Source organism: Streptomyces sp. NBC_01445 (assembly GCF_035918235.1).
Taxonomy (GTDB): Bacteria; Actinomycetota; Actinomycetes; order Streptomycetales; family Streptomycetaceae; genus Streptomyces.
In genome coordinates, this window is sequence record NZ_CP109485.1 from 8,183,723 (window position 1) to 8,210,000 (window position 26,278).

Below are 26,278 nucleotides of genomic sequence, written 5' to 3' on the forward strand. Positions count from 1 at the left end.
CGATGAGGAACATCTTGGAAACGCCATCAAGGCCCCGTCAAGGGGTGGGAGTTAATGCTTGGCAAAACGATCGGCCGCACCGAAACCTCGTCGACACACGCAGAACGCGGGGCCAGGTTTCCCTGACCCCGCGTTCAGTAACCGTGCTGCGGAACGTCCTGCTAGAAGCCGTATCCCATCCGGCGCGACAGTTCGGTCGAAGCCGCGACGGTGCGTTTGGCCAGCTCGGGGAGGTGTTCCTCGGTCAGCCGGTACACGGGACCCGACGCGCTGATCGCGCCGATGACCTTTCCGTCGTGGGCGAACACGGGGGCCGCAACCGCGGCGAGGCCGACCTCCAGCTCCTCCACGGCGACGGCGTACCCCTGGTCGAGCACGGCCTCCAGCTCGGCCCGCAGTGACGCCGTCCCGGTCGCTGTGTGCGGGGTGAAGCGCGCCAGCGGGCGGGCGAGCAGGCCCTCGCGCAGCGCGGACGGCAGATGGGCGAGCAGCACCTTGCCGCTCGATGTGGCGTGCAGGGGAGTGCGTCTGCCCAGCCAGTTCTGCGCCGTGACGGAGGCGGAGCCGCGCGCCTGCATGATGTTGACGGCGACATCGTCGTCGAGGATCGCGATGTTGACCGTCTCGCCCAGCTCGTCGGCCAGTTCACGGCAGACGGGCACGCCCTCCTGCGAGATGTCCAGGCGCACTGCCGCCGCCCCCGCGAGGTGCAGTACCCCCGCCCCCAGGTAGTACTTGCCGCGGTCCTTGGCCTGCCCGACCAGGCCGCGGTTCTCCAGCACTCCGAGCAGCCGGAACGCGGTGGACTTGTGCACGTCCAGCTCGTCGGCGATCTCGGTGACGCCCGCCTCGCCGAGCCGGGCGAGGATCTCGAGGACGCTCACCGCGCGGTCCACGGACTGGACGGAGGCGGCCGCGCCCTTCGGGGCCTTCTCCGGTGCCGTCGTGCCTGGTTCAGCCTGCGATTCCTTGCGGGTCATCACTCAACTCTCACCACCTTGCGACCCCTTGGCGGGTCGCATCTTCGAGAAGCCCTTGACGCGGCGGGCACCCCGACCGGATTCTGTTGCGCATAGCGCTCCCTCGTGCGCCATACGGAACGCCATGTTACCGAACAGTCCTCAGTCAGACAGTCCTGGACCAAGAGGGGGGCCCGTGATACCCGTCTGCCGCCTTGAAGACCTCCCCGAGGGCGGATCCGTCCGCATCGACACAGCACCGCCCATCGCCGTCTTCAATGCTGACGGTGAGCTGTACGCCATCGACGACACCTGCACCCACCAGGACGCCTCCCTGTCGGAGGGCTGGTTGGAGGGCTGTCTGGTCGAATGCCCGCTCCACGAGGCTTCATTCGATCTCCGTACCGGGCGGCCGACCTGCCTGCCCGCCCGCCGCCCCGTACGCACCCACCGGGTGACCGTCGACGACGGCGTGGTCCACGTCCATCCTGCCGCCGAGGAAGGAACCGCCGCATGAGCACTGTCAACGGAATGAGCACGGGATCCGGCATGAGGACCGTGACCGTGGTGGGCGCCTCGCTCGCCGGACTGTACGCCGCCCGCGAGCTGCGGGCCCAGGGCTTCGACGGCCGTCTCGTGATCGTGGGCGAGGAGCCGCACCGCCCGTACGACCGCCCGCCGCTGTCCAAGGACTTCCTCATCGGGAAGGCCGGCGAGGACCAGCTCGCCCTCTCCGACGTCGACGAGACGCTGGAACTGGGCGCCGAGTGGATGTTCGGCGTACGGGCCCGCGGGCTCGACGCGCGCGGACGCACGGTCCTCCTGGAGGACGGCCGCACTGTGTCCACGGACGGGGTCGTCATCGCCACCGGGGCGAGCGCCCGCCGGCTGCCCGGACCCACCCTCGCGGGCGTGCACACGCTCAGGACTCTCGACGACGCGCGCTCCCTGCGTGCCGAACTGCTGCGCGGGCCGCGGCGCGTGGTCGTGATCGGCGGCGGGTTCATCGGCGCCGAGACGGCCTCTTCGTGCGCCGCGCTCGGCCACGCGGTCACCGTCGTGGAGGCGGCGCCGCTGCCGCTCCTGCCCCAACTCGGGCCGGAGATGGCCGCGGTGTGCGCGGGGTTCCACGCGCGCGGCGGGGTGGAACTGGTCACGGGCGTCGGGGTCGCGGCACTCCACGGCGACCTCGCGGTCCACGGCGTGGAACTGGCCGACGGGCGAGTGCTGCCCGCCGACGTGGTCGTCGTCGGCATCGGGGCCGTCCCCAACACGGGCTGGCTCGCCGGTTCGACGCTCGCCCTGCGCGACGGGGTGCTCTGCGACGACGGCGGCGTCACGGCGCTTCCTCAGGTCGTGGCCGTGGGTGATGTGGCACGCGTGGGCGGGGCGCGGGCCGAGCACTGGACGAGCGCCACGGCCCAGCCGCGCGTCGCCGTACGCAATCTGCTGGCGGGCCGCACTGTCGAGACCGTCCGGCCACTGCCGTACTTCTGGTCGGACCAGTACGGCTCACGCATCCAGTTCGCCGGGCGCAGGAGGGACGGGGACCTGGTCCGCGTCATCGAAGGCGCCGTGGAGGACGGGAGCTTCCTCGCACTCTACGAGCGCGAGGGCGAGACCACGGCCGCGCTCGCGGTGAACCGGCCGCGACCGTTCACACGGGTGCGCCGAGAGCTGGCGCGAGGCGAGGCGCGACCGGTCGTGCAGAACGTCGCGGAGCCGGTGGCGCTGTGACGATGACTCTCGCCTTCGGCGTGCGTAGGTAGCTGACACCTGCCCCAGCGCTACGCAACCGTCACCGATCCCACCCCACCTAACTACCTACCTACGCAGACCCACGCGCGCGCGTAACTACCGACCTACTACCTACACGCGCCTATGTATGCGTCAACTGTCCGGCCCCGCCACGCCTCCGTATGCGTTCCGGGGCCGGACGGCCCTGCGCGCGTGCCTGCCGGCGCGCCTGGCGACGCTCCCTGCGCAGCTGCCGTGCCGTGCTGTTGGGCGCGGACACCACGCCGTTGCGCTGATTCCACACCTGTCGGGTCACCCAGACGTCCAGCACGCCCCAGGTCGCCACGACCGTGCTCCCCACGCTGCTCAGCACCATCGGGAACGCCAGCCATGAGTCGGCCAGGGTGCACAGGAACGCGATCACCGCCTGCATCAGCGTCAGCGCGACGATGAGCACCGCCCGTACCGCCGCCGTCCGCACCGGATCCGGCAACCGGCGTCGCCTCGCCGGCTCCTCGACCCACAATTCCCCGCGCCGCTCTGCCGTGCCCATCAGTTCGTCACTCCCCACCGCCGTCACAGCCCGCCGCCCTGGGTGCTCCCGCACCGAGGCTCTCCGATGGCTGCCCGGATTGCGCCGCTTTACGCTGCCCGCTCACCTCGTGCGGGCCTCATCACGTATGACCCGTAAGGAAGGACGTACGGCGGCGTCGAAAGATTCCCCCGGATTGCGGCGGTCATTTGCTTGCCGCCGAAGATCGATCGATTCCGGCCAACTGCCTTCCCTGACCGGCCGGATGGTGCCGGATTTTGAGCGCCGCTTTGCGGGGTGCAATCTCCCGCAATGCCCGGACACATGATGACGTCCCACGCCACTCGCCACCGGACAGCATCCGGACAGGCCTTCGAGTTGCACCTGCGTCAGTAGTAGGCTCGCGCCGTTTGTTGCCGCACATGTGTACCCCTGACCACAGGGGTCGATCTGGGGGAGGCCATGCGCTTTCGCGGGAAGTCCATCCGCCGGAAGATCGTGGCGTTGCTCCTGGTGCCGCTGGTGTCCCTGACCGCCATCTGGGCTTTCTCCACGGTGATCACGGGCCGCGCCGCGACTCAGCTGGTTTCGGCGGGGAAGGTCGCCGACGAGATCGGCTACCCGATCTCCGACGCCGCGCGGACCCTTCAGGACGAGCGTCGCCAGACCCTTGTCTACCTGGCCGACCCCCGGGCCTCCGACGCCCTCTCCAAGCTGCGCAGCCGCCGCAGCGCCTCCGACGAGGCGATGGCCCAGATCAGGACGAAGGCCGAGAACGCCGGGATCCGCGACGACATGAGCGACGACTCCCGGCGCCGCATCGGCGCCGTCGTCGAGGGATTCGACGGCATCGAGTCCCTGCGCCGCAACGTCGACGAAGGAACCGTCACCCGCGAGCAGGCCCTCGACTTCTACAACCGCCTCATCGACCCTACGTACGACTTCCTGCTCACGCTCAGCAGCTTCGACAACTCGGCGATGGACCGCCAGGGCCGCGCCGTCATCGGCGTGCTCCGCGCGCGTGAACTGCTGTCCCGCGAGGACGCGTTGGTCGGCTCGGCGCTCGTCGCCCGCCGGATCACACACAAGGAACTGCGCCAGGTCTCCGACCTCGTAGCCCAGCGCGGCATCCTGTACGAGACCAGCCTCGCGCTGCTCCCCGGCGACGACCGCGCCGAGTTCGAGCGCTACTGGAAGAGCGCGGACACGGCGGCTCTGCGCACGGCGGAGAACACCCTCGCCGACTCCACGGCGGGCACCCCCCGGGGCGTCACCGCACGTGCCTGGAACAACGCTTCGGGCCAGGTGCTCGACGAGCTCGTCAAGCGCGACACCGCCGCCACGGAGCGCTACCAGGACCGGGCGCGCCCCGTCGCCATCAATGTCTTCCTGCAGGCCGGAGTAGCCGGTGTGCTCGGCCTGCTCGCCCTGCTGCTCTCGCTGTTCCTGTCGGTTCGCATCGGCCGCAGCCTCGTCCGCGATCTGCGGCGGCTGCGCCTGGAGGCCCACGAGGCGTCCGGTGTGCGGCTGCCCAGCGTGATGCGCCGTCTCGCGGCAGGCGAACACGTCGACGTGGAGACCGAGGCCCCCCGCCTGGAGTACGACAAGAACGAGATCGGGCAGGTCGGCCAGGCGCTCAACACCCTTCAGCGCTCCGCCGTCGAGGCCGCCGTCAAGCAGGCCGAACTGCGCCACGGTGTCTCCGAGGTCTTCGTCAACCTCGCCCGGCGCAGCCAGGTGCTCCTCCACAAGCAGCTCACCCTGCTCGACACGATGGAGCGCAGGACCGAGGACACCGACGAACTCGCCGACCTGTTCCGCCTCGACCACCTGACCACGCGCATGCGGCGCCACGCCGAAGGCCTGGTGATCCTCTCCGGAGCCGCCCCCTCCCGGCAGTGGCGCAGGCCCGTCCAGCTCATGGACATCGTCCGGGCCTCCGTCGCCGAGGTGGAGGACTACGAGCGCGTCGAGGTCCGGCGCCTGCCGCGCATCGCCGTCACCGGCCCCGCCGTCGCCGACCTCACCCACCTCGTGGCCGAACTCCTGGAGAACGCCACGGTGTTCTCGCCGCCGCACACCGCCGTCCACGTCGTCGGCGAGCGCGTCGCGAACGGCTTCACGCTGGAGATCCACGACCGGGGCCTCGGCATGGCGGCCGACGCGCTCCTCGACGCCAATCTGCGGCTCGCCGAGACGCCCGAGTTCGAACTCTCCGACACCGACCGGCTCGGCCTGTTCGTGGTCAGTCGGCTCGCTCAGCGGCAGAACGTCCGCGTCTCGCTCCAGCCGTCTCCGTACGGCGGCACGACCGCGATCGTCTTCATCCCGGACACCTTGCTCACCGACGCCCCCGACACCGAGGGCGCCGGCTTCCGTCTCGACCGTCCCAACAGCGCCGGGCGCGGCAAAGCCCCGGGCGTGCGCTCCCCGAAGCTCTCCACGGCGGGCAGCCCGCTCCCGGGTCTTCCGGCCTCTCTCCTGGACGGGCCCGTGGAGCTGGAGGCGCCGCTTGCGGCGTCGGACCTCGCGCCCTTCCCCGGCGCTCTCGATGACGAGGACAGCGAGCGGGGCGGGCTCTTCCGGCCGCGCCGCCGCCCCGCCGGGCTCCCGGGCGAGCAGCACCAGCACGCGCGCGACGACTTCGAGGACCGGGCCGAGCCCACCCACCGGGCCGGCGGCCCCGACGGCGACGACGCGCCCGTGCCGCTGCCGCGCCGCAGGGCACCGAAGCTCGTCAGCTCGCACGGCAGGCCCGTCACCCACACGAGGCCCGGCGAGTCGGAATCGGACAACCAACGCACGGACGGCCGACCCGAGAACCCGGGCAGCGTCCCACGGGATCCCGAGGCCTCGACCCCGGACACCCCGGGGGACGCGTACCGCGCGGAAGCCCCGGAGGGACCCCGCGAGCGCCGTCTCACTTCGGCGTCCGCGCCGGATCTGCCGCGCAGGCGCGCCCGTGCCGAGGCATCGGAGGACGCGGCTCCCGCACGCCGCCCGGAGCCGGTGCGCGACCCCGCGCCGGAACCGGCCGACGACGCCCCCGCGCCGAGCTTGCCGAGTGGCCTGCCCCGCCGTGTGCGCCAGGCCAATCTCGCCCCGCAGCTCAAGGAAGGACCCGACCTGCGCGCCGACCGCGCCGCGGACCGGGAGGGGCCCAACCACTCGGACAGCCCCGCCGAGCGCGACGCCGACGAGGTCCGCAACCGGATGGCCTCGCTCCAGCGGGGCTGGCGCCGCGGCCGTGAGGAGAACGCCGCAGGCGACGACGCCTCCGACGGCACAGCACAGGGAACGACATCTGAGGGGGACGGTCGATGACCGCACCGAAGGCCGCCGCACACACCACCGCGAACGGCGGTTCCGGGGAGCTGAACTGGCTCCTGGACGACCTGGTGGAGCGCGTCGCCAGTATCCGTAAGGCGCTCGTGCTCTCCGGGGACGGCCTGCCGACCGGGGTCTCGAAGGACCTCACCCGGGAGGACAGCGAGCATCTCGCCGCCGTCGCCTCCGGCTTCCACAGCCTGGCCAAGGGGGTCGGCCGGCACTTCGAGGCGGGCAGCGTCCGCCAGACCGTCGTGGAGCTGGACGACGCCTTCCTCTTCGTCACGGCAGCCGGCGACGGCAGCTGCCTCGCCGTCCTGTCGGACGCGGACTCCGACGTCGGTCTCGTCGCGTACGAGATGACCTTGCTGGTCAAGCGGGTCGGCGTGCATCTGGGGACCGCTCCTCGCACCGATCTGTCCGCCGGCGGGTAGTGGGCCGGTATGAGCCCTGACGGGGAGGGGACGCAGGAGACGCACCACTGGTTCGACGACGACGCCGGACCGGTGGTTCGCCCGTACGCCATGACACGCGGCCGCACCACCAGCGCGGCCCAGCATCGCCTCGACCTGATCGCGGTCGTCGTCGCGGAACACCGCATCGGCGACCCCGCAGCCGACCAGACGCTGTCCCCGGAACACGTGGACATCGTCGGACTGTGCCGCGACAGCCCTCAGTCGGTGGCCGAACTCGCCGCGGAACTCGACCTTCCCATCGGCGTCGTACGCGTCCTCATCGGCGATCTCGTCGACGAGGAACTGGTCCATGTGACCCGGCCCGTACCCCCTGCCGAGCTCCCGGACGAGAGTATTCTGCGCGACGTGATCAACGGTCTCAGGGCGCTCTGACCCACGCGTACACCGAGGCCACACACGGGGGTGGGGACCAGGCGAGCAGCGGGGCGAACAACGGAGACGCGCGTGACAGGCTGGCAGTTCTGGATCGACCGAGGCGGCACGTTCACCGATGTCGTCGCGCGGCACCCCGGCGGACGCCTGCTCACCCACAAGCTCCTGTCCGACAACCCCGCCCGCTACCGCGACCCCGCCGTCGCAGCGATCCGCGAACTTCTCGACAGCGAGGGCGAGTCGGGGCACGCCCGCGTCGACTCCGTCCGCATGGGCACCACCGTCGCCACCAACGCCCTCCTGGAACGCAAGGGCGAACGCACCGCCCTGGTGGTCACCCGGGGCTTCCGTGACGCCCTGCGTATCGCGTACCAGAACAGGCCCCGCATCTTCGCCCGCCGCATCGAGCTGCCCGAGCTGCTCCACGAACGGGTCATCGAGGCCGACGAGCGCATCGACGCCCACGGGGCCGTCCTCACTCCCCTCGACACGGACGCCCTCGAAGTGTCGCTGCGTCAGGCGTACGACGACGGGATCAGGGCCCTCGCCGTCGTCTGCATGCACAGCCATCTGTACCCCGACCACGAGCGGCAGATCGGCGCCCTCGCGGCCCGGATCGGCTTCCCGCAGATCTCGCTCTCCAGCGAGGTGAGCCCCCTGATGAAGCTCGTCCCGCGCGGGGACACGACGGTCGTCGACGCCTATCTGTCGCCGGTCCTTCGCCGCTACGTCCAGCAGGTGGCGGACCAACTCACGGGCGTACGCCTCATGTTCATGCAGTCCAACGGCGGGCTCACCGAGGCCGGGCAGTTCCGCGGCAAGGACGCCATCCTGTCCGGCCCCGCCGGCGGCATCGTCGGCATGGCCCGGGTCTCCCGCCTCGCCGGATTCGACCGCGTCATCGGCTTCGACATGGGCGGCACGTCCACGGACGTGTCGCACTACGCGGGGGAGTACGAGCGCGTCTTCACCACGCAGATCGCCGGCGTGCGCCTGCGCGCCCCCATGCTCGACATCCACACCGTCGCGGCCGGCGGCGGCTCCGTCCTCCACTTCGACGGCAGCCGCTACCGCGTGGGCCCCGACTCCGCGGGCGCCGACCCCGGACCCGCCTGCTACCGCGGCGGCGGCCCGCTCACCGTCACCGACGCGAACGTGGCCCTCGGGCGCATCCAACCCGCCTATTTCCCCCGGGTGTTCGGCCCCGAGGGCGACCAGCCCCTGGACCACACCCTCGTACGGGACCGCTTCGCCGCGCTCGCCCGCGAGATCCGCGACCGCACCGGCGACGACCGCACCCCGGAGCAGGTCGCCGAGGGCTATCTGCAGATCGCCGTCGCCAACATCGCGAACGCCGTGAAGCGGATCTCCGTCCAGAAGGGCCACGACGTCACCCGCTACGCCCTCACCACGTTCGGTGGGGCCGGTGGCCAGCACGCGTGCCGAGTTGCCGACTCGCTCGGCATCCGCACCGTCCTAGTACCGCCCATGGCGGGAGTCCTGTCCGCGCTCGGCATCGGTCTCGCCGACACGACCGCCATGCGCGAGCAGTCCGCCGAGGCACCGCTCGAACCGTCCGCCATGCCGCACGTCCACAAGACCGCCGACGACCTGGAGGGCGCGGCCCGAGCCGAACTCCTCGCCGAGGACGTGCCCGAGGACCGCATCCGCGTCACCCGCCGGGCCCAACTGCGCTACGACGGCACCGACACCACGCTCACCGTGGAACTCACGGACCCGGACACGATGCGCGCCGCCTTCGAAGAACGCCATCGCGCCACCTACTCCTTCACCCTCGACCGCCCTCTCGTCGTCGAAGCACTCTCCGTCGAAGCAACCGGCCTCACCGCACCCCCCGATCTGTCCGCCCTCGCACCCCGCTCGGCCCCGCCCGCCGCCCCGGAGACCGTCAGCCTCCACACCGGCGGCGCCTGGCGCGACGTGCCCCTGCACCGACGCGACCAACTGCCGCCCGGCGAAAGTGTCACCGGACCCGCGATCATCGCCGAGTCCGGCTCCACGACGGTCGTGGACGACGGCTGGCGGGCGGCCGTGACGGACGACGGCCACCTGATCATGGAACGCGCGGCGGTCACGGAGAGTTCCGACATCGGCACGGCAGCCGACCCCGTACTCCTCGAAGTCTTCAACAACCTCTTCATGTCGATCGCCGAACAGATGGGCGCGCGCCTGGAGTCCACCTCCCAGTCGGTCAACATCAAGGAGCGCCTCGACTTCTCGTGCGCACTCTTCGACCCCGACGGCAGCCTTGTCGCGAACGCCCCCCACATCCCTGTCCACCTGGGATCCATGGGCACCAGCGTCAAGGAGGTCATCCGCCGCCGCGGCACGCGCATGCGGCCGGGCGACAGTTACGCCGTCAACGACCCCTACCACGGGGGCACCCACCTCCCCGACGTCACTGTCATCACCCCGGTCTTCGACACGGAGGGTGAGCGGATCCTGTTCTACGTCGCCTCGCGCGGCCACCACGCGGAGATCGGCGGCATCGCCCCCGGCTCCATGCCCGCGGGCAGCCGCACCATCGACGAGGAAGGCATCCTCTTCGACAACTGGCTGCTCGTCGAAGGGGGCAGCTTCCGCGAGACGGAGACCCTGGGCCTGCTCACCGGCGGCCCCTATCCGTCCCGCAACCCGCGGACCAACCTCGCCGACCTGCGCGCCCAGATCGCCGCCAACCAGAAGGGCGTCGACGAAGTCGCCCGCATGATCGACCACTTCGGGCTCGACGTCGTCCAGGCGTACATGAAGCACGTCCAGGACAACGCCGAAGAGGCCGTGCGCCGCGTTGTCGACGCCCTGCAGGACGGTGAGTTCGCCTACGAGACCGACTCCGGCGCCACGATCCGCGTCCGGGTCACCGTGGACCGCGAACAGCGCGGCGCGACCGTCGACTTCACCGGAACATCGCCACAGCTCGCCACCAACTTCAACGCGCCCTTCGCCGTCGTCAACGCGGCCGTCCTGTACGTCTTCCGCACCCTCGTGGACGACGACATCCCCCTCAACGACGGCTGTCTGCGCCCCTTGCACATCGTCGTCCCCCCGGGCTCGTTCCTCGCCCCCGAGCCACCCGCCGCCGTCGTCGCCGGCAACGTGGAGACCTCCCAGGCCATCACCGGAGCCCTCTACGCGGCCCTGGGCATCCAGGCCGAGGGCTCCGGGACGATGAACAACGTGACCTTCGGCAACGAGAGCCACCAGTACTACGAGACCGTGGCCTCGGGCTCCGGGGCAGGTGACGGCTTCCACGGAGCGCCCGTCGTACAGACCCATATGACCAACTCGCGTCTCACCGACCCCGAGGTCCTGGAGTGGCGACTGCCCGTCCTGCTCGAGGAGTTCGCCGTGCGGCGAGGCAGCGGGGGCCCCGGACGGTGGCGCGGCGGCGACGGCGCCGTACGCCGCCTTCGCTTCCTCGAACCCATGACCGTGTCCACGCTCTCGCAGCACCGCAGAGTCCCGCCGTACGGCATGGCGGGCGGCGGGCCGGGAGCCCTGGGCGCCAACTCCGTGGAGCACCCCGACGGCACGGTCGACCGGCTCGCCGGCAGCGACTCGGCGGACGTGCTCCCCGGAGACGTACTCGTCATCGAAACCCCCGGAGGCGGCGGATACGGTCCGCCGCCGCCCGCCGGGAACGACCACAGCGACAGCAGTGAGGCAGGAGAAGAGACCCATGATCTTCGGGCGTTCTGAGCGCGGCAAGCCCCCCGTGGAGCCCGTCACGCTCAAGATCCTCGTGGCCGGTGGATTCGGCGTGGGCAAGACGACGCTCGTCGGCGCGGTCAGCGAGATCAAGCCCCTGCGCACCGAGGAGTTGCTGAGCGAGGCGGGCCGCCCGCTCGACGACACCCGGGGCGTCGAGGGCAAGCGCACCACCACGGTCGCCATGGACTTCGGGCGGATCACGCTCCGCGAGGACCTGGTGCTCTACCTCTTCGGCACGCCCGGGCAGGACCGCTTCTGGTTCCTGTGGGACGAGCTGGCGACCGGCGCTCTGGGAGCCGTCGTTCTCGCCGACACCCGCCGCCTGGAGGACTGCTTCGCCGCCGTCGACTACTTCGAGCGGCGCTCCATACCGTTCGTGGTGGGCGTCAACTGCTTCGAGGGGTCGGCCCGTTACCCGGCCGACGCCGTACGCCAGGCCCTCGACCTCGACTCCGACGTGCCCGTTCTGATGTGCGACGCGCGTGAGAAGGAGACCGTCAAGGAGGTCCTCATCGGCGTCGTCGAGCACGCGATGGCCGTGGGTGCGCGCCGCCGCCAGCCGGTCACCATCTGATCCGTCGGCGCGGTAACGGACCGCATGGCAACGGACCGCATGGCAACGGTCGGTATGGGAACGGCCCGCACCCTCGCCGACCGGGGTGCGGACCGTCGTCCACGCGCGCGTGGCCCTCGCCAGGACCACGTGCCAGTCACAAGAGGCGCACGCCGACCGTCACGCCTCGTCGTCGTGCCAGCCGAAGCTCTTCTCCACGGCCTTGCGCCAGTTGCGGTACTCGCGCTCACGCGTCCCGCCGTCCATCGCCGGCGTCCACTCCGCGTCGCGCTGCCAGTGCGCCTTGAGCTCGTCCAGGTCGTTCCACACCCCCGTCGCGAGCCCGGCCGCGTAGGCGGCGCCCAGGCACGTCGTCTCCGACACCCGAGGCCGGATCACCGGCACCCCGAGGACATCCGCCTGATGCTGCATCAGGAGATTGTTCTTGGTCATGCCGCCGTCGACCTTCAGCGTCGTGATCTGCACGCCGGAGTCCTGGTACATCGCGTCGACGACCTCGCGCGTCTGCCAGCTCGTCGCCTCCAGGACCGCCCGCGCCAGATGGGCCTTGGTGACGTACCGGGTCAGCCCCGTGACGACACCCCGCGCGTCCGAGCGCCAGTACGGCGCGAACAGGCCGGAGAAGGCCGGCACGATGTAGGCGCCGCCGTTGTCACTCACACTCGCCGCGAGCGTCTCGATCTCGTCGGCGGTGCGGATGATCCCGAGCTGGTCGCGGAACCACTGGACCAGGGCGCCGGTGATCGCGATCGACCCTTCGAGGCAGTACACGGGGGCCTCGGAGCCGATCTTGTACCCCATGGTGGTGAGCAGCCCGTTCTTCGAGGGGACGGGCCGGTTCCCGGTGTTGAGCAGCAGGAAACTGCCCGTGCCGTACGTGTTCTTGGCCGTCCCCGTGTCGTAGCAGGCCTGCCCGAAGATCGCCGCCTGCTGGTCGCCGAGCGCGGACGCGACCGGCACGCCGGAGAGCTGGCCGACGGCCGTCCCGTAGACCTCGGCCGACGACCTGATCTCCGGTAGCACCGCCTCCGGCACGTTCATCGCCGACAGGATCCCCTGGTCCCACTGGAGCGTCTCCAGGTTCATCAGCATGGTGCGCCCGGCGTTGGTGACGTCGGTGACGTGCACGCCGCCGTCCGTGCCGCCCGTCAGATTCCAGATGAGCCAGGAATCGATGGTGCCGAACGCGATCTCGCCCCGCTCGGCGCGGGCGCGCAGCCCCGGCACGTTGTCGAGCAGCCAGGCCGCCTTGGGCCCGGAGAAGTAGCTCGCGAGCGGCAGGCCGGTCTGCTCCCGGAAGCGGTCCTGCCCGTCCGTGCCGCCCAGTTCGTTGCACAGCGCCGACGTACGGGTGTCCTGCCACACGATCGCGTTGTGCACGGGCCGGCCCGTGGCCCGGTCCCAGAGGACCGTCGTCTCACGCTGGTTGGTGATGCCGAGCGCGCTGAGGTCGTCGGCCCGCAGCCCGGCCTTGGCGAGCGCGCCGGCGACCACGGCCTGCACCTTGGACCAGATCTCGGTGGCGTCGTGCTCCACCCAGCCGGGCTTCGGGAAGATCTGCCGGTGCTCGCGCTGGTCGACGGCGACGATCTCGCCGCCGTGGTTGAAGATGATGCAGCGGCTCGACGTGGTGCCCTGGTCGATGGCGGCGACGTACTTCTCATCGTTGTCGGGCATGTGACTCCCCTTCGTCTTCGTCCGAGGTCCCCGCGCGCGGGGACGCGAAAGCGGCGTGGCGGCTGCGCGGCCGCGGTCAGAACGCCGCGTTGTAGATGAGCCCCGCCAGCGCGCCGCCGATCAGCGGCCCGGCCACCGGGATGATGGCGTAACCCCAGCCGGACGTGCCCTTGTTGGGGATCGGCAGCAACGAGTGCACGATGCGCGGGCCGAGGTCGCGCGCCGGGTTGATGGCGTACCCGGTGGGCCCACCGAGCGAGAGACCGATCCCGACGACCAGGAATGCCACGACGAGTACGGTCGTGCCGGACTCCCCGAGCCCCTTGGTGAGCCCGAACGCGAGGATGGGCAGCACGAGGGCGACGGTCGCGATGATCTCGGTGATCAGGTTGGCCACGGGGTTGTTGATCTCGGGGATCGTGGAGAAGATCCCGAGTGTCGGAGTGGGCCCGTCGTCTTCCGCTTCGCCGTCGGCGGACTCCGATGTGACGTTGGCGTTGAACTGGGCCAGATAGACGAGATAGGCCAGCACGGCGCCCAGCATCGCGCCGACCATCTGGCCGAGCAGATAGACCCAGACCTTGTCCCACTTGCCGGTGTCCACGGCGATACCGATCGTCACCGCCGGGTTGAGCTGGCCCCCCGACAGGGGCGCGGCGGTGTACGCCCCGGCCAGTACGCCGAAGCCCCATCCGAACGCGATGACGACCCATCCCGAGGCTCTCGCCTTGGAATGCTTGAGCGTGACCGCGGCGCACACGCCGGCGCCGAACAGAATCAGGATCGCGGTCCCGATGACCTCACCGACGAAGATGTCTCCATTGCTCATGGCGGCTCCTAGGCCCTCGCCCGGAGCGGTACGCCCCGGTCCTCAGTGCAGGGTGCGTTTTCCATGGCTGGTTCTGGATGGCTCTGGCTGCAACGGTCGACGGCAGGCGTTCCCGCGCCCCGCCCGGCGCCCGCGACAAGCGTTCCCGCTCAGCCGGATCGCTCGTATCGCCGCAGGAAGAAGGCCCTGACCTGCCTGGACGCGACAGGAGGAGCCCGACGGACAGGCTGGGGCCCTGAGCGGCGGTGGGACGACGTGCGGCGATGCCGACTGACACGGGGAAGTGTTCACCGGCCGTGATGGAGCGTCAAGGTCGCGGACGGGAACGGTTGGGCGGCGCCCGCCCGTACGGCCCGCGCCCGCCTCATCCCGTGGCTGCCCGGCCCGATTCCGCTTCCGTGCGCGGTCCTGTCCCCGCCCAGGCGGCCCCGGACACCGGGGCCGCCCCCGAACGCATACCCCGCCGCACCTCGTGCCCCGGCGTGTCCGAGCGGCCGATGACCCAACTCGCCCCCGGCAGCGCCTTGGCGGCCTGCTTGAGCGGCGCCAGCGACGCGGCCGCCTGCCGGTGGTCGGCGACGCTGCCCGCCGCGCACAGCACCGTGGCGAGCGACATCGTGACGGGCCTACCGCCCGCCACCCAGGGCACGTCGAGTACCGCTGACGCCAGTGGATCGAGCCCGTCCGGATCGGCCAGGACCAGGAAGTCGTCGCCCCCGATGTGCCCCACCCTGGTCGCCTCCGACGCGGCCCGTTCCAGGGACCTGCCCACCTCACGGATCAGATCGTCACCCGCGGCGAACCCCGCCCCGTCGTTGACCTGTTTGAACCCGTCGATGTCCAGCCAGCTCAGGGCGAATCCGCGCCCCTGCGCGATCCGCCGGTCCACCTCGCCCGTGATGGCGTCCGAACCGGGCAGCCGCGTCAGCGGATTGAGCGCCGCCGCCTCCTCGACCCGGCTCTCGGCCAGCGCGCGCACGAGATCGGCGAGCCGCACGATGCCCACGCAGCGGCCCCGCTTGTCGACGACCGCGACGTCGTCGGCCGTACGGCTGCGCTCGCCGTCCGCGAGTACGTCGAGGACCTCCCAGGCAGTGGCGTCCACGCCCACCGTGCGCGGTCGGTCCCCGTGGCGGGCGGCCGGCCGGTCGGCGTAGAGCGCGTGCCCGTAGCGGCCCGACAGGGACAACAGGAAGCGGTCCCGCTGCACCGAGCGCACCGGTGCGCCCGCCGAGTCCACCAGGAGCACGCCCGACACGTCGGGAGACCCGGTGAGCAGGGCGCGTACGCGCCCCGCCGAGGCCGATGCGGGCAGCAATGCGGCGGGCCGCACGAACTGGCGCACCGGCGGCCCCGAAGGCGGCGGCGACGCCACCGGGGGAGTGAGAGCCGGGACGTACACATCGGCCGCCGGCAGCCGTGACGGCGGCGCGAACAGCTCGCCCTGGGCCAGCTGCGCACCGGCCTCCCGAGCGGCGCCGCACTGCAACTCCGTCTCCACGCCCTCGACGGCGAGCAGCGCGCCCAGCCCCTCGCACAGCGTCCGCATCGCGCTCACCGACGCGCGACGCGACAGCAGCGACGCATCGAGCTTCACGAGGCCCGGCGCCAGGTCGACCAGGAGCCGCAGTGGCAGGTCGCCGTCACCCACGCCGTCCGCACAGATCCGGAAGCCCTCCTCGCGCAGGACCGTGACCCCCTCGAGGAGCGCCCGGTGCGGCACGTGGGTGAACGGGGGACCGATGTCGACCGTCACTTCCCAGGGCAGCCGCCCCACGTCCCGGACGGCGTCCCGGAGTGCGGCGAGACCACCGAGGTCCGCCACCGTCCCCGCGAACACATTGATGTGAAGCGGCAGCAGCGTCTCCCGCTGCGCCGCCGCGCGCACCGCCAACGCGGCAAGCCGGCCGTCGAGTTCAGGGTCGCGCCGGGCCTGTGCCAGCACGTCGCCGACCTCCGGACGGGCGAGTATCTCCAGGGCCGCCACGGCGCCGGTCGTCAGGTTGACGACCGGCTGGAAGGCGAAACGGAGAGCGTCCGTCCAGGAAGGCACGGAAGCATAATGGCGCCCCCGGCGCGCGCCCAGGCGCAGTTCACGAGCTGTTCACGCACCCTTTTCGGCCGAACACGCAGCGTACGGATCCATAGGAGGCTGCCGGTCAGCGGACCGCGACCACGGACGAGCCGTGCCCGAACAGTCCCTGATTCGCCGTGATTCCCACGCGCGCGTCCGCCACCTGCCGGGCGCCCGCCGTGCCGCGCAGCTGCCATGTCAGCTCGCAGACCTGGGCGATGGCCTGTGCGGGGACCGCCTCTCCGAAGGACGCGAGTCCGCCACTGGCGTTCACGGGTATGCGCCCGCCCGGCGCCGTCGCCCCCTCCCTCAGCAGCTTCGCCGCCTCGCCCTCGCCGCACAGCCCCAGATCCTCGTACCACTGGAGCTCCAGAGCGGTCGACAGGTCGTACACCTCGGCGAGGGAGAGGTCTTCCGGGCCGATTCCGGCCTCCTCGTACGCGGCCCGCGCGATGGAGGCGCGGAAGGTAACGCCGTCCGGCTCGACGGCCGCGGCCGAGTCGGTGGCGATGTCCGGGAGGTCGAGCACCGTGTTCGGATACGTCGGCGTGACCGTCGACACCGCGCGGATCCGCACCGGGTTGCGTACTCCGTGTTTGCGCGCGAAGTCCATGCCGCACAGCACGAGCGCGGCCGCCCCGTCGGACGTGGCGCAGATGTCCAGGAGCCGCAGCGGATCGGCGACGACCGCCGACGCGGCCACCTCGTCGGCCGTCACCGTCTTGCGGTACCGGGCATTCGGATTGAGCGCGCCCGCCGCCGCGTTCTTCACCTTGACCTGTGCGAAGTCCTCCAGGGTGTCCCCGTGCACGGCCATGCGCCGGCGCGCGTACAGGCCGAAGTACGCCGGGTTGGTCGCGCCGAGGACCCGGAACCGCAGCCAGTCCGGATCGTCGTGCCGGTCCCCGCCCGCGGGCCGGAAGAACCCCTTGGGAGCGGCGTCGGCACCCACCACGAGCACGACGTCGGCGAGCCCCGCGAGGATCTGCGTACGCGCCGCGTTGACCGCCTGGGCGCCCGAGGCACACGCCGCGTACACGCTCGCGACCCGCGCGCCCTGCCAGCCGAGCGCCTTCGCGAACGTCGCGCCCGCCACATAGCCCGGGTACCCGCCCCGCACCGTGTCCGCGCCCACGACGGAGTCCACGTCGCGCCAGTCGACCCCGGCGTCGGCGAGCGCCGCCCGCGCCGCCACCGTCCCGTACTCGACGAAACCGCGCCCCCACTTGCCCCAGGGGTGCATGCCCGCCCCGAGCACCGCCACGTCGTCCGTCATGCCGCCACCCCCGTCGGCCGCCAGTGCCACGCCGTCCAGGTCGTGTCCCCGTCCTCGTCGAGCACGCCGGGCACGACCTCCACCTCCATGCCCACCTCCAGGTCGGCCACGGAGACTCCGGGAACCGCCTGCCCGAGCACCACCATGCGCTCCGCCTCCAGCTCCACAGCGATCAACGCGTACGGCTGCCATGGAAGTTCCGGATCGGACACGTACGGCGCGGGCGGCCGGTACCGGCTGTCCGTGTACGACCAGACCCGGCCGCGCGGGGAGAGCGGCACGGAGAGCAGCTCCCCTCCGGCGCAGCCGGGGTTGCGGCAGAAGGTGTCCTCGCGGGGGAAGAAGACCGAGGCGCAGGCCGAGCAGCGCGTGCCGAGCAGCCGGAAGTCCTCTCCCTCCCCGGTGAACCAATCGGCCACGACAGGTGTGCGCGTACGCGACAAGGCCCCTCCCGCGCTGGATTCCGACGACGCCACCAGAACACCAGCAGATCTGATGGACCGTCAGAAGTGTGCCATGGGCCCGCCGCTCAGGGAACGCCGCGAGATGGGGAAGTCGAAGTACCTGTCCGGGAAGAGCTCCGGCTTGTACGTGAAGTGCCACCACTCCTCGGGCAGGTTCACGAACCCCTGCGCGGCCAGGGCGTCCCGCAGGAGGTCACGGTTCGCGCGCTGCGCCCCCTGGATCCGCGGGTCATCGGTGTGGGCGAGCGTGTCGAAGCAGTCGAAGCCCGTACCCATGTCCACCGAGTTGTCGGGGAAACGGTCCTTCTTCGGTCCGTAGCAAGGCGCCAGCCGCTCACCGGGCACGTACGCGCGCGTGGGCACCGCCGGCAGTTTCACGACGGTCAGATCGAGCGTGGAGCCCCGGCTGTGCCCGGACTTCTCCGCGATGTAACCGTCGGCGAACAGTCGCGTCTTGTCGACCTGCGGATAGAACTCCGCCTTCATCCGCTGGTCGTCGAGGTCCTTGGCCCAGCGCACGAAGTGGTCGACCGCCCGCTGCGGCCGGTAGCAGTCGTACACCTTCAGCGAGTAACCCCGCTTCAGGAGCCCCGCCTGCGCCTTGTGGAGCGCCTTCGCGGCAGGTTCGGTGAGGATGCACATCGGCTTCTCGTAGCCGTCCACAGGCGCGCCGACGAAGTTGTGCGGAGTGATGTAGCGGATCTCCTGGATGATCGTCGGGTCGACGTCCCGCAGCGCCACGAACTGTGCGGGAGCCTTGGGTTCGGGCTTCGCCTGCGCGGCGCTGGGAGCGGTGGCGGTCCACAGGAGCGCGGCGGCAGCGGTGACGGCGAGTCTGCGTACGGCAGTTGCTGTTCGTGTCATGAACCCTGCATCTATCAGGATCAAGGGTGGCCAGGGAAGAGCGGCGCTTCGCGATCGGATACAGTCCGCGGCGTGTCAGCACCCCACCACATAACCAACGCCGTTCCGGATTCTCACTGTTCGAGCTGTGGAACCGCCTACGGACCCGACGTCTCGGGATGGCCGCGCACGTGCCCGGCCTGCGCCGACGTGAGCTACCGCAACCCCCTGCCGGTCGCGGTCGCCCTCCAGGCCGTCTATGACAGCCGCGGTTCCGCTCTCGTCGTGATCACCCGGACCATCGCCCCCGCGCGCGGGGGAGTCGCCCTGCCCGGCGGGTTCGTCGACCACAGGGAGGACTGGAAGGACGCCGTCGTCCGTGAGCTCAAGGAGGAGACGGGCATCGAGGCGGCGAGCCGCGACGTGCGCCTCGCCGACGCGATGAGCTCGCCCGACGGACACCTGCTCCTGTTCGGCCTCCTCCCGGAACGTCCGGCCGCCGAACTGCCCGAGCCCGCCGTCACGGACGAGACCGAAGGCTGGCACCTCCTGCGCCGCCCTGCCGAACTCGCCTTCCCCCTCCACACCCTGGCCGCCCGCGCCTGGTTCGAGGGCCGCTACGTGTGACGCGCACCGCCGCATGACCTCCCCAGCCCTCTGAACGCTCAGAGCCCGCGGATCCGCACCGGGTACGCGGGCTCGGCCGGCCCTCCCTCGTCCTGCCGCTCCACCACCAAACTGCCCCCGCTCCACCGCGTGGTGTAGCGCTGGACGTCCGGCGCCTGCCAGCCGTCACCGACGTCGGGCACGACAACCCCGCCGCCGGTACGCCCCTGCGCCGGAGCCCACACCTCAAGGCACAGCTCCCCGTCCTCGCCCCGCACCGGGATCACCGCGCCCGCCCGCGCGAAGACGGGAACACGGGACAGCGGCGCGTCCACCAGAACCTGACCGGGCCCCTCGTGAGCCTGCCCGCTCTCCGTGTCGTACCAGCGCCCACGTGGCAGTCGCACCGCCCGCCGGTCCGCACCCGGCTCCAGGACCGGAGCCACCAACACGGAGTCACCCAACAAGAACGCGTCCTCGCAGTCCCGCAACGCCCTGTCCTCCGGAGCGTCCCACCACACAGGCCGCACATATGGAGCGCCCGTACGCCGCGCGAGATGAGCCAGCGTCACGAAGTAGGGCAGCAGCCGTCTGCGCTCGACGAGCGCCACGCGCGCGTGCCCCAGCACCTCGTCACCGAACTCCCACGGCTCCCGACGCCCCGCCCGCAGCGCCGCATGCGTACGGAACAGCGGCAGATACGCACCCAGTTGGAGCCACCGCAGATACAGCTCAGGGGACGGATCCCCGTCGAACCCGCCCACGTCCGGGCCCGAATACGGCACTCCGCACAACCCGAGGCCCAGCACCAGGGACAACGACGCGCGCAAACCGGGCCACCCCGTGGCCACATCCCCGGACCACGTCCCTCCATAGCGCTGCATCCCCGCCCAGCCCGAGCGCGAGAAGAGGAACGGCCGCTCCTGGGGCCGCAGTTCACGCAGCCCCTCGTACCCGGCGCGCGCCATGCACAGCCCGTACACGTTGTGCGCCTCCCGATGGCAACCGCCCCGCCCCTCAAGGGAGTGCCGTGCCGAGCGGGGCAGCGTCGGGTCACCGAACGCGGCGAACGACGCCGGCTCGTTCATGTCGTGCCAGAACCCCGAGAACCCCTGGGCGAGCCGCTCCTCGTACAGGCCGCCCCACCACTTGCGCACCGCGCGGTCGGTGAAGTCGGGGTACACGGACTCACCCGGCCACACCACGCCACGTACCGGTCTCCCCGCCGCGTCCTTCACAAAGGCGTCCACGGACGCTCCCGCGTCGTACACGGCGTTACCCGCCTCCGCCTTGACCGCGGGGTCGACGATCGACACCAGCCGCACACCTTCCCCGCGCAGCTCCTCGGCGAGCCGCGGGAGCCCCGGATACGTCTCCTGGTCGACGGTGAACACCTGAAACGCGTCGAGATGATCGATGTCCAGATGCACCGCGTCGAGCGGAAGCCCCCGCTCCCGATAGCCCGCGACGATCCGCCGCACTTCGTGCCCCCCGCCGAAGCCCCAGCGCGCATGCTGATACCCGAGCGCCCAGGCCGGCGGCAGCGCGGGCGCACCGGTCAGCGACGCCCACGCGCGCAGCACGCGCGCGGGGGCACCCACCATGACCCAGCAGCGCAGCGGCCCGCCCTCCATCCGGACCTCGCAGGTCCCCGCCCGGTCGTGCCCGGAACCGGCGCCCTCCGCGCCCTCCGACAGGGTCACCGTGCCGTCCCACGAGTTGTCGTGGAACACCAGATGGGTGCCGGCGTCGGCAACCACCATCTGCACCGGCATGGTCAGATACAGCGGATCGTCACCAGGCCCGAAGGAACCGCCCGGATCGGTGTTCCACAGCCGGTACGCGCCGTCCCGCAGCCGAGGCCCCGAGGCCCGGCCGCCCAGCCCGAAGAACCGCGCGTCGGCGGCCACCTCGGACCGCTGCACCCACCGCGCCTCGCCCCCGTCCACGGGCTCCCACCAACGTGGCGGCAGATCACGCCGCAGCACCACACCGCCCGGAGTGCACACGGAGACGGCGCCGTGCCGCGACACGACGACGGTCACCCGCTCCGCCACCACCCGCCAGCCGCCGTCCTTGTCCGGCTCCAGGACAGCCCGGGGATCCGGCAGCGGACAGGAACCCGCCAGTGCGTACGACGGCTCCGGGTCCGCCCCGTCCCAGCCCCAGAAGACCGCGCCCGTCACCGTCACCGTGATTCGCAGCCGGGAGCGCGTGAACCGGACGACACCACCACCGGGCGCCGGCTCGGCCCCCGTCACCGGACCCGGCACCCGCGCCCGCTCCGGCCCCCGGCGCCGCAGACCCACCGCATCGGCCCGCTTCCTGCGCCACGAGGACCGCACCGCCCGCAAACCCTGGACCGCACCCACCAAGCCAACCGCCCTCACCGCGCGTACCAGGTCACGACCGTTCATGCTGCTCACCCTGTCATTGCGGGGCGCGCAATAGTGAGTCGTTCAACTGCCGTTCATCCGTGGTGGCAGCACATCTTCACGACACGGACTATGTGGGGCGCAACCTGGTGCGGAAGTCGATCACGTGGCATCGTCCCTGTCAGCCGCGTCACGCGCACACACCGGCCCGTGCGCGGGACCGACGCACACCACGCGTACATCCGGGAGCCGCCCCATGCCGTCCGCAGCGAATCCGACGCCGCTCTGGAAGCCCGACAAGGAATTCATCGCCGAAGCGCAGATCACGCGCTTTCAGGCCTGGGCGTCCGAACACTACGGAGCCCCGGCCGACGGCGGTTACGAAGCGCTGCACCGCTGGTCGGTGACCGAACTCGACACGTTCTGGAAGGCTGTCGCCGACTGGTTCGACGTCCGGTTCACCACCCCGTACGCGCGCGTGCTCGGCGACCGTTCCATGCCCGGAGCCGAATGGTTCCCCGGCGCCACCCTGAACTACGCCGAACACGCCCTGCGCACCGCCACGGACCCCGAGCGCGCGGACACCCCGGCCATCCTCCACGTGGACGAGACACACGAACCTCGCCCCGTGACCTGGGCGGAACTGCGCCGCCGGGTCGGCTCGCTCGCCGCCGAACTGCGCGCCATCGGCGTGCGCCCGGGCGACCGCGTCAGCGGCTACCTGCCGAACATCCCCGAGGCCGTCGTCGCCCTCCTCGCCACCGCGGCCGTCGGCGGAGTCTGGACGTCCTGCGCCCCCGACTTCGGCGCCCGCAGTGTCCTCGACCGCTTCCAGCAGGTCGAACCCGTCGTCCTGTTCACCGTCGACGGCTACCGCTACGGCGGCAAGGAGCACGACCGCCGCGACACGGTCGGCGAACTCCGCGCCGAACTGCCCACTCTCCGCGCGGTCGTCCACATCCCGCTGCTAGGCACGGACGCCCCCGAAGGGGCCCTTGAGTGGTCAGAGCTCACATCCGCCGACACTGAGCCCGTCTTCGAAGCCGTCCCCTTCGACCACCCGCTGTGGGTTCTGTACTCCTCAGGAACGACGGGACTCCCCAAGGCGATCGTCCAGTCCCAGGGCGGCATCCTCATCGAGCACCTCAAACAGCTCGGCCTGCACTGCGACCTCGGCCCCGGCGACCGGTTCTTCTGGTACACGTCCACCGGCTGGATGATGTGGAACTTCCTCGCCTCCGGCCTCCTCACGGGCACCACGATCGTCGTCTACGACGGCAGCCCCGGCTACCCCGACACCGGCGCCCAGTGGGCCGTCGCCGAACGCACCGGAGCCACCCTCTTCGGAACCTCGGCCGCTTACGTCATGGCGTGCCGCAAGGCCGGCGTCCACCCCTCGCGCGACCACGACCTGTCCCGCGTCAAGTGCGTCGCCACGACCGGCTCGCCACTCCCACCCGACGGCTTCCGCTGGCTCCACGACGAGGTGCGCGAAGACCTCTGGATCGCCTCCGTCAGCGGCGGCACGGACGTCTGCTCCTGCTTTGCCGGAGCCGTCCCGACCCTGCCCGTCCACATCGGCGAACTCCAGGCCCCCTGCCTCGGCACGGACCTCCAGTCCTGGGACCCGCAGGGCAAACCGCTCATCGACGAAGTCGGTGAACTCGTCGTCACCAACCCCATGCCCTCGATGCCGATCCGCTTCTGGAACGACCCCGACGGCAGCCGCTATCACGACAGTTACTTCGACACCTACCCCGGCGTCTGGCGGCACGGCGACTGGATCACCCTCACCTCCCGCGGTTCGGTCGTGATCCACGGCCGTTCGGACTCCACCCTGAACCGCCAGGGCGTCCGCATGGGTTCGGCCGACATCTACGAGGCCGTCGAACGCCTCCCCGAAATCCGCGAGTCCCTCGTCATCGGCCTCGAACAGCCCGACGGCGGCTACTGGATGCCCCTGTTCGTCCACCTCGCGCCCGGCGCCGTACTCGACGACGACCTCCGAGCCCGCATCAAGCAGACCATCCGCGAGAACCTCTCCCCGCGCCACATCCCCGACGACATCATCGAAGCCCCAGGCGTCCCGCACACCCTCACCGGCAAGCGCATCGAGGTCCCCGTCAAACGCCTCCTCCAGGGCACCCCCCTCGAAAAGGCCGTCAACCTCGGCTCGGTGGACAGCGTCGAACTCCTGCGCTTCTACGAGGACATCGCCCGCAACCGCCCCTGACCGAACCCGGTTCCCCCGCCGTTGTCAGTGCCCCCGATTACTCTGAGTGAGCATTGACTACAGCTCTCAGGGGGAACCATGGCGCACACCCAGAACACCCAGCACGCCGGCATGCGACGCGTCCTGCGCCGTGAAGTCGCGGGCATCATCGGCCTGCTCGCCGACGAACGCGACTTCACGGCAATGCGGAGCTACCGCACCTTCGCCTTCGACGACCACGACACGTACCTCCAGCAGGTGGAGAACCTCCTCCAGACCCTCGCCGCGCAGGGCGGACACACCACCGTTGCCCTCTTCGACCCCGAGGAGTACGCGGAGTTCTGCGCCGAGACCGGCCTCGAACCGGACACCCCCGCCAGCCGCACCCGCTTCACCGCCGAACTCGCCGTCATGGGCACCACCGTCCCTTACGAGGGACAGCCCCTGGCCGACCTCCTGCCCGACCTGGTCGACGAGGCCGTCCGCCAGGCCACCTGGGAGTACGCCTCGTCCGTCCTCGCCCGGATCGGACCGTGCGGCGCCTGCGGCCGGGACATCGGAAGGGACGCCTTCGCCCGCGCCTCGCACCTCCTGACGCGGGTCCTAGACACGGCAGGCACCGGCGCCCACCACCTCGTGTGCAGCATTCCCACCGACGCGGAATCGGTGCTGTCGGTACTCCACGTCGACCGCTGCACCGAGGACAGCACACGACTCGACGAGAAGGAGGCGCTCGAGTTCACCACGGTCCTCGCACTCGGCATCGCCACGGCAAGCCCGGGCGGCCTGGTCATGCGCACCACTGCCCCGGACACGGACGACCGCGTCCAAGGCTGGCGCCTGCGCGACGAACGCCTGCTACCGCTCACCGCGGCAGAAGTCTTCGACGCCTACTGCACCGACGCCCAGTCCGGCGACCTCGTCGCACCCGAGTCCGGCGTCGACTACTGCGCGGCACCCGATCTCGGGGACACCGGCCCCGAGGTCGGGCACACCCACTGAAACGACCGTGGGGCGCTCCACCACGAAGGTGAAGCGCCCCACGACGGCGAACCGGCTTGTGGCTACTCGCCGGACAGCACGGCCTGAGCGGCCTTGCGGGCCTCCTCGGCGGAGTCCGAGGCACGGGCGGCCGAGGCCGCACGCTCGCACTGCGCCAGCGTGTACTTGCCGAGTGTCGCCCGCACGTAAGGAATCGACGCCGCACCCATGGAAAGGGAGGTGACGCCCAGACCGGTCAGGACACACGCGAGCAGCGGGTCGGATGCGGCCTCACCGCAGACGCCACAGCTCTTGCCCTCGGCCCTCGCCGCATCCGCGGACAGGGCGACCAGGTCGAGCAGCGCGGGCTGCCACGGGTCCTGAAGCCGGGACACCGCACCGACCTGCCGGTCAGCGGCGAACGTGTACTGCGCCAGGTCATTGGTCCCCAGGGAAAGGAACTCGACCTCCTGAAGGATCGAACGCGCCCGCAGAGCGGCCGACGGAATCTCGACCATCGCGCCGAACTTCGCCTCAAGCCCCGCCTCACGGCACGCGTCGGCGAAGGCCTTCGCGTCGGCACGGTCGGCGACCATCGGCGCCATGACCTCGAGGTAGACCGGCAGGCCCTCAACAGCCTTGGCCAGCGCGGTCAGCTGCGTACGCAGCACCTCAGGGTGCTCGAGCAGCGAGCGCAGTCCACGCACACCCAGAGCCGGGTTCGGCTCGTCGGCGGGCGTCAGGAAGTCCAGCGGCTTGTCCGCACCGGCATCGAGGACGCGCACCACGACCCGGCCCTCGGGGAACGCCTCGAGAACCTTCCGATACGCCTCGACCTGCTTCTCCTCGGAAGGAGCGCGGCTGCTGTCGTCCAGGAACAGGAACTCGGTACGGAAGAGCCCCACACCCTCCGCACCGGCCTCGACCGCGGCCGGCACGTCGGCCGGACCGCCGACATTGGCAAGGAGCGGCACCTTGTGACCGTCAGACGTCGCACCGGGACCGGACGACGCGGCCAGCGCGGCCTTCCGCGCGGCGGAGGCGGCCTCCAGCTCGGCCCGCTTCTCCGGACTCGGATCGACGAAGATGTCGCCGGTGCTGCCGTCGACTGCGATCACCGTGCCCTCGGCGAGCTCACCCGCACCGGGCAGCGCGACCACGGCCGGCACCCCGAGCGCACGCGCCAGAATCGCGCTGTGACTGGTCGGCCCGCCCTCCTCGGTGACGAAGCC

20 protein-coding genes (1 of these 20 only partly in view) are annotated in these 26,278 nt (G+C 71.1%); 10 read left to right on the forward strand and 10 right to left on the reverse strand.

Annotated features, from left to right (window positions below; all coding sequences use genetic code 11):
- Nucleotides 1-161 precede the first annotated feature (161 nt).
- Nucleotides 162-980: an IclR family transcriptional regulator gene (locus tag OG574_RS37270; protein ID WP_326776790.1), complete on the reverse strand. Its 819-nt coding sequence runs from the start codon at nt 978-980 to the stop codon at nt 162-164.
- A gap of 175 nt (nt 981-1,155) precedes the next feature.
- Between OG574_RS37270 and OG574_RS37275 the strand changes: the two genes are divergently transcribed.
- Nucleotides 1,156-1,476 carry a bifunctional 3-phenylpropionate/cinnamic acid dioxygenase ferredoxin subunit gene (locus OG574_RS37275; RefSeq protein WP_116503570.1) on the forward strand — a complete coding sequence of 107 codons (321 nt, stop codon included), beginning with the start codon at nt 1,156-1,158 and terminating at the stop codon, nt 1,474-1,476.
- A gap of 32 nt (nt 1,477-1,508) precedes the next feature.
- Nucleotides 1,509-2,696: an NAD(P)/FAD-dependent oxidoreductase gene (locus tag OG574_RS37280; protein WP_326778744.1), complete on the forward strand. Its 1,188-nt coding sequence runs from the start codon at nt 1,509-1,511 to the stop codon at nt 2,694-2,696.
- 142 nt (nt 2,697-2,838) lie between these two features.
- Here OG574_RS37280 and OG574_RS37285 read toward each other — a convergent pair whose 3' ends face one another.
- Nucleotides 2,839-3,276, reverse strand: coding sequence for a hypothetical protein (locus tag OG574_RS37285; protein WP_326776791.1), 438 nt, complete (start codon nt 3,274-3,276; stop codon nt 2,839-2,841).
- A gap of 414 nt (nt 3,277-3,690) precedes the next feature.
- Here OG574_RS37285 and OG574_RS37290 point away from each other — a divergent pair, with 414 nt between their 5' ends.
- The 5 genes from OG574_RS37290 (at nt 3,691) to OG574_RS37310 (ending at nt 11,709) form a co-directional block, all read left to right on the forward strand.
- A complete protein-coding gene (locus OG574_RS37290) occupies nt 3,691-6,552 on the forward strand; it encodes a sensor histidine kinase (protein WP_326776792.1) in 2,862 nt (953 codons plus the stop codon).
- The gene (locus OG574_RS37295; protein WP_100597501.1) at nt 6,549-6,989 is read left to right on the forward strand and encodes a roadblock/LC7 domain-containing protein; all 441 of its coding nucleotides are present in this window, start codon (nt 6,549-6,551) and stop codon (nt 6,987-6,989) included. Before OG574_RS37290 ends, OG574_RS37295 begins: the two co-directional genes overlap by 4 nt.
- A 9-nt stretch (nt 6,990-6,998) precedes the next feature.
- Nucleotides 6,999-7,403 (forward strand): DUF742 domain-containing protein, encoded by a 405-nt coding sequence (locus OG574_RS37300; protein ID WP_100597502.1) that lies wholly within the window; start codon nt 6,999-7,001, stop codon nt 7,401-7,403.
- A 72-nt stretch (nt 7,404-7,475) separates the two neighbouring features.
- Nucleotides 7,476-11,123 (forward strand): hydantoinase B/oxoprolinase family protein, encoded by a 3,648-nt coding sequence (locus OG574_RS37305; protein WP_326776794.1) that lies wholly within the window; start codon nt 7,476-7,478, stop codon nt 11,121-11,123.
- Complete coding sequence (locus OG574_RS37310) at nt 11,104-11,709, forward strand: GTP-binding protein (protein WP_326776795.1); 606 nt, start codon at nt 11,104-11,106, stop codon at nt 11,707-11,709. The genes OG574_RS37305 and OG574_RS37310 overlap by 20 nt, the downstream gene beginning before the upstream one ends.
- Nucleotides 11,710-11,868: 159 nt before the next feature.
- On the opposite strand, the gene glpK is transcribed toward OG574_RS37310, so the two are convergent.
- The 6 genes from glpK to OG574_RS37340 all read right to left on the reverse strand — a co-directional run bounded on the left by glpK (nt 11,869) and on the right by OG574_RS37340 (nt 18,893).
- Complete coding sequence (glpK, locus tag OG574_RS37315) at nt 11,869-13,386, reverse strand: glycerol kinase GlpK (protein ID WP_326776796.1); 1,518 nt, start codon at nt 13,384-13,386, stop codon at nt 11,869-11,871.
- 76 nt (nt 13,387-13,462) lie between these two features.
- The gene (locus tag OG574_RS37320; RefSeq protein ID WP_326776797.1) at nt 13,463-14,215 is read right to left on the reverse strand and encodes an MIP/aquaporin family protein; all 753 of its coding nucleotides are present in this window, start codon (nt 14,213-14,215) and stop codon (nt 13,463-13,465) included.
- A 364-nt stretch (nt 14,216-14,579) separates the two neighbouring features.
- Nucleotides 14,580-16,268: a GGDEF domain-containing protein gene (locus OG574_RS37325; protein ID WP_326776798.1), complete on the reverse strand. Its 1,689-nt coding sequence runs from the start codon at nt 16,266-16,268 to the stop codon at nt 14,580-14,582.
- Nucleotides 16,269-16,374: 106 nt separating this feature from the next.
- Nucleotides 16,375-17,565 (reverse strand): lipid-transfer protein, encoded by a 1,191-nt coding sequence (locus OG574_RS37330; protein WP_326776799.1) that lies wholly within the window; start codon nt 17,563-17,565, stop codon nt 16,375-16,377.
- Entirely contained in the window at nt 17,562-18,008 is a 447-nt protein-coding gene (locus tag OG574_RS37335; RefSeq protein ID WP_326776800.1) for a Zn-ribbon domain-containing OB-fold protein, read from the reverse strand. The genes OG574_RS37330 and OG574_RS37335 overlap by 4 nt, the downstream gene beginning before the upstream one ends.
- 60 nt (nt 18,009-18,068) lie before the next feature.
- Complete coding sequence (locus OG574_RS37340; RefSeq protein ID WP_326776801.1) at nt 18,069-18,893, reverse strand: M15 family metallopeptidase; 825 nt, start codon at nt 18,891-18,893, stop codon at nt 18,069-18,071.
- 72 nt (nt 18,894-18,965) lie between these two features.
- Here OG574_RS37340 and OG574_RS37345 point away from each other — a divergent pair, with 72 nt between their 5' ends.
- A complete protein-coding gene (locus OG574_RS37345; RefSeq protein WP_100597510.1) occupies nt 18,966-19,499 on the forward strand; it encodes an NUDIX domain-containing protein in 534 nt (177 codons plus the stop codon).
- Between the two features lie 38 nt (nt 19,500-19,537).
- Here the strand turns inward: OG574_RS37345 and OG574_RS37350 are convergent, their stop codons facing one another.
- The gene (locus OG574_RS37350) at nt 19,538-21,895 is read right to left on the reverse strand and encodes a glycoside hydrolase family 31 protein (RefSeq protein WP_326776802.1); all 2,358 of its coding nucleotides are present in this window, start codon (nt 21,893-21,895) and stop codon (nt 19,538-19,540) included.
- 214 nt (nt 21,896-22,109) lie between these two features.
- On the opposite strand from OG574_RS37350, the gene OG574_RS37355 reads away from it, so the two are divergent.
- Both OG574_RS37355 and OG574_RS37360 read left to right on the forward strand, forming a co-directional pair.
- Nucleotides 22,110-24,086, forward strand: coding sequence for an acetoacetate--CoA ligase (locus OG574_RS37355; RefSeq protein WP_326776803.1), 1,977 nt, complete (start codon nt 22,110-22,112; stop codon nt 24,084-24,086).
- A 78-nt stretch (nt 24,087-24,164) separates the two neighbouring features.
- On the forward strand, nt 24,165-25,067 hold the full coding sequence (locus tag OG574_RS37360) for a hypothetical protein (RefSeq protein ID WP_326776804.1): 903 nt from the start codon (nt 24,165-24,167) through the stop codon (nt 25,065-25,067).
- A gap of 62 nt (nt 25,068-25,129) precedes the next feature.
- Here the strand turns inward: OG574_RS37360 and ptsP are convergent, their stop codons facing one another.
- Nucleotides 25,130-26,278, reverse strand: the 3' portion of a protein-coding gene (ptsP, locus tag OG574_RS37365; protein ID WP_326778745.1) for a phosphoenolpyruvate--protein phosphotransferase. 522 nt of this gene lie beyond the right edge of the window; only the last 1,149 of its 1,671 coding nucleotides appear in the window; the start codon falls outside the window, past its right edge; the stop codon is at nt 25,130-25,132.

Bases quoted from the DNA above. Each gene is read 5' to 3' on its own strand.
- OG574_RS37280 (WP_326778744.1), top strand. From the start codon at position 1,509: ATGAGGACCGTGACCGTGGTGGGCGCCTCGCTCGCCGGACTGTACGCC.
- OG574_RS37320 (WP_326776797.1), bottom strand. From the start codon at position 14,215: ATGAGCAATGGAGACATCTTCGTCGGTGAGGTCATCGGGACCGCGATC.
- glpK (WP_326776796.1), bottom strand. From the start codon at position 13,386: ATGCCCGACAACGATGAGAAGTACGTCGCCGCCATCGACCAGGGCACC.
- OG574_RS37350 (WP_326776802.1), bottom strand. From the start codon at position 21,895: ATGAACGGTCGTGACCTGGTACGCGCGGTGAGGGCGGTTGGCTTGGTG.
- OG574_RS37270 (WP_326776790.1), bottom strand. From the start codon at position 980: ATGACCCGCAAGGAATCGCAGGCTGAACCAGGCACGACGGCACCGGAG.
- OG574_RS37290 (WP_326776792.1), top strand. From the start codon at position 3,691: ATGCGCTTTCGCGGGAAGTCCATCCGCCGGAAGATCGTGGCGTTGCTC.
- OG574_RS37330 (WP_326776799.1), bottom strand. From the start codon at position 17,565: ATGACGGACGACGTGGCGGTGCTCGGGGCGGGCATGCACCCCTGGGGC.
- OG574_RS37300 (WP_100597502.1), top strand. From the start codon at position 6,999: ATGAGCCCTGACGGGGAGGGGACGCAGGAGACGCACCACTGGTTCGAC.
- OG574_RS37340 (WP_326776801.1), bottom strand. From the start codon at position 18,893: ATGACACGAACAGCAACTGCCGTACGCAGACTCGCCGTCACCGCTGCC.
- OG574_RS37355 (WP_326776803.1), top strand. From the start codon at position 22,110: ATGCCGTCCGCAGCGAATCCGACGCCGCTCTGGAAGCCCGACAAGGAA.
- OG574_RS37295 (WP_100597501.1), top strand. From the start codon at position 6,549: ATGACCGCACCGAAGGCCGCCGCACACACCACCGCGAACGGCGGTTCC.
- OG574_RS37310 (WP_326776795.1), top strand. From the start codon at position 11,104: ATGATCTTCGGGCGTTCTGAGCGCGGCAAGCCCCCCGTGGAGCCCGTC.
- OG574_RS37360 (WP_326776804.1), top strand. From the start codon at position 24,165: ATGGCGCACACCCAGAACACCCAGCACGCCGGCATGCGACGCGTCCTG.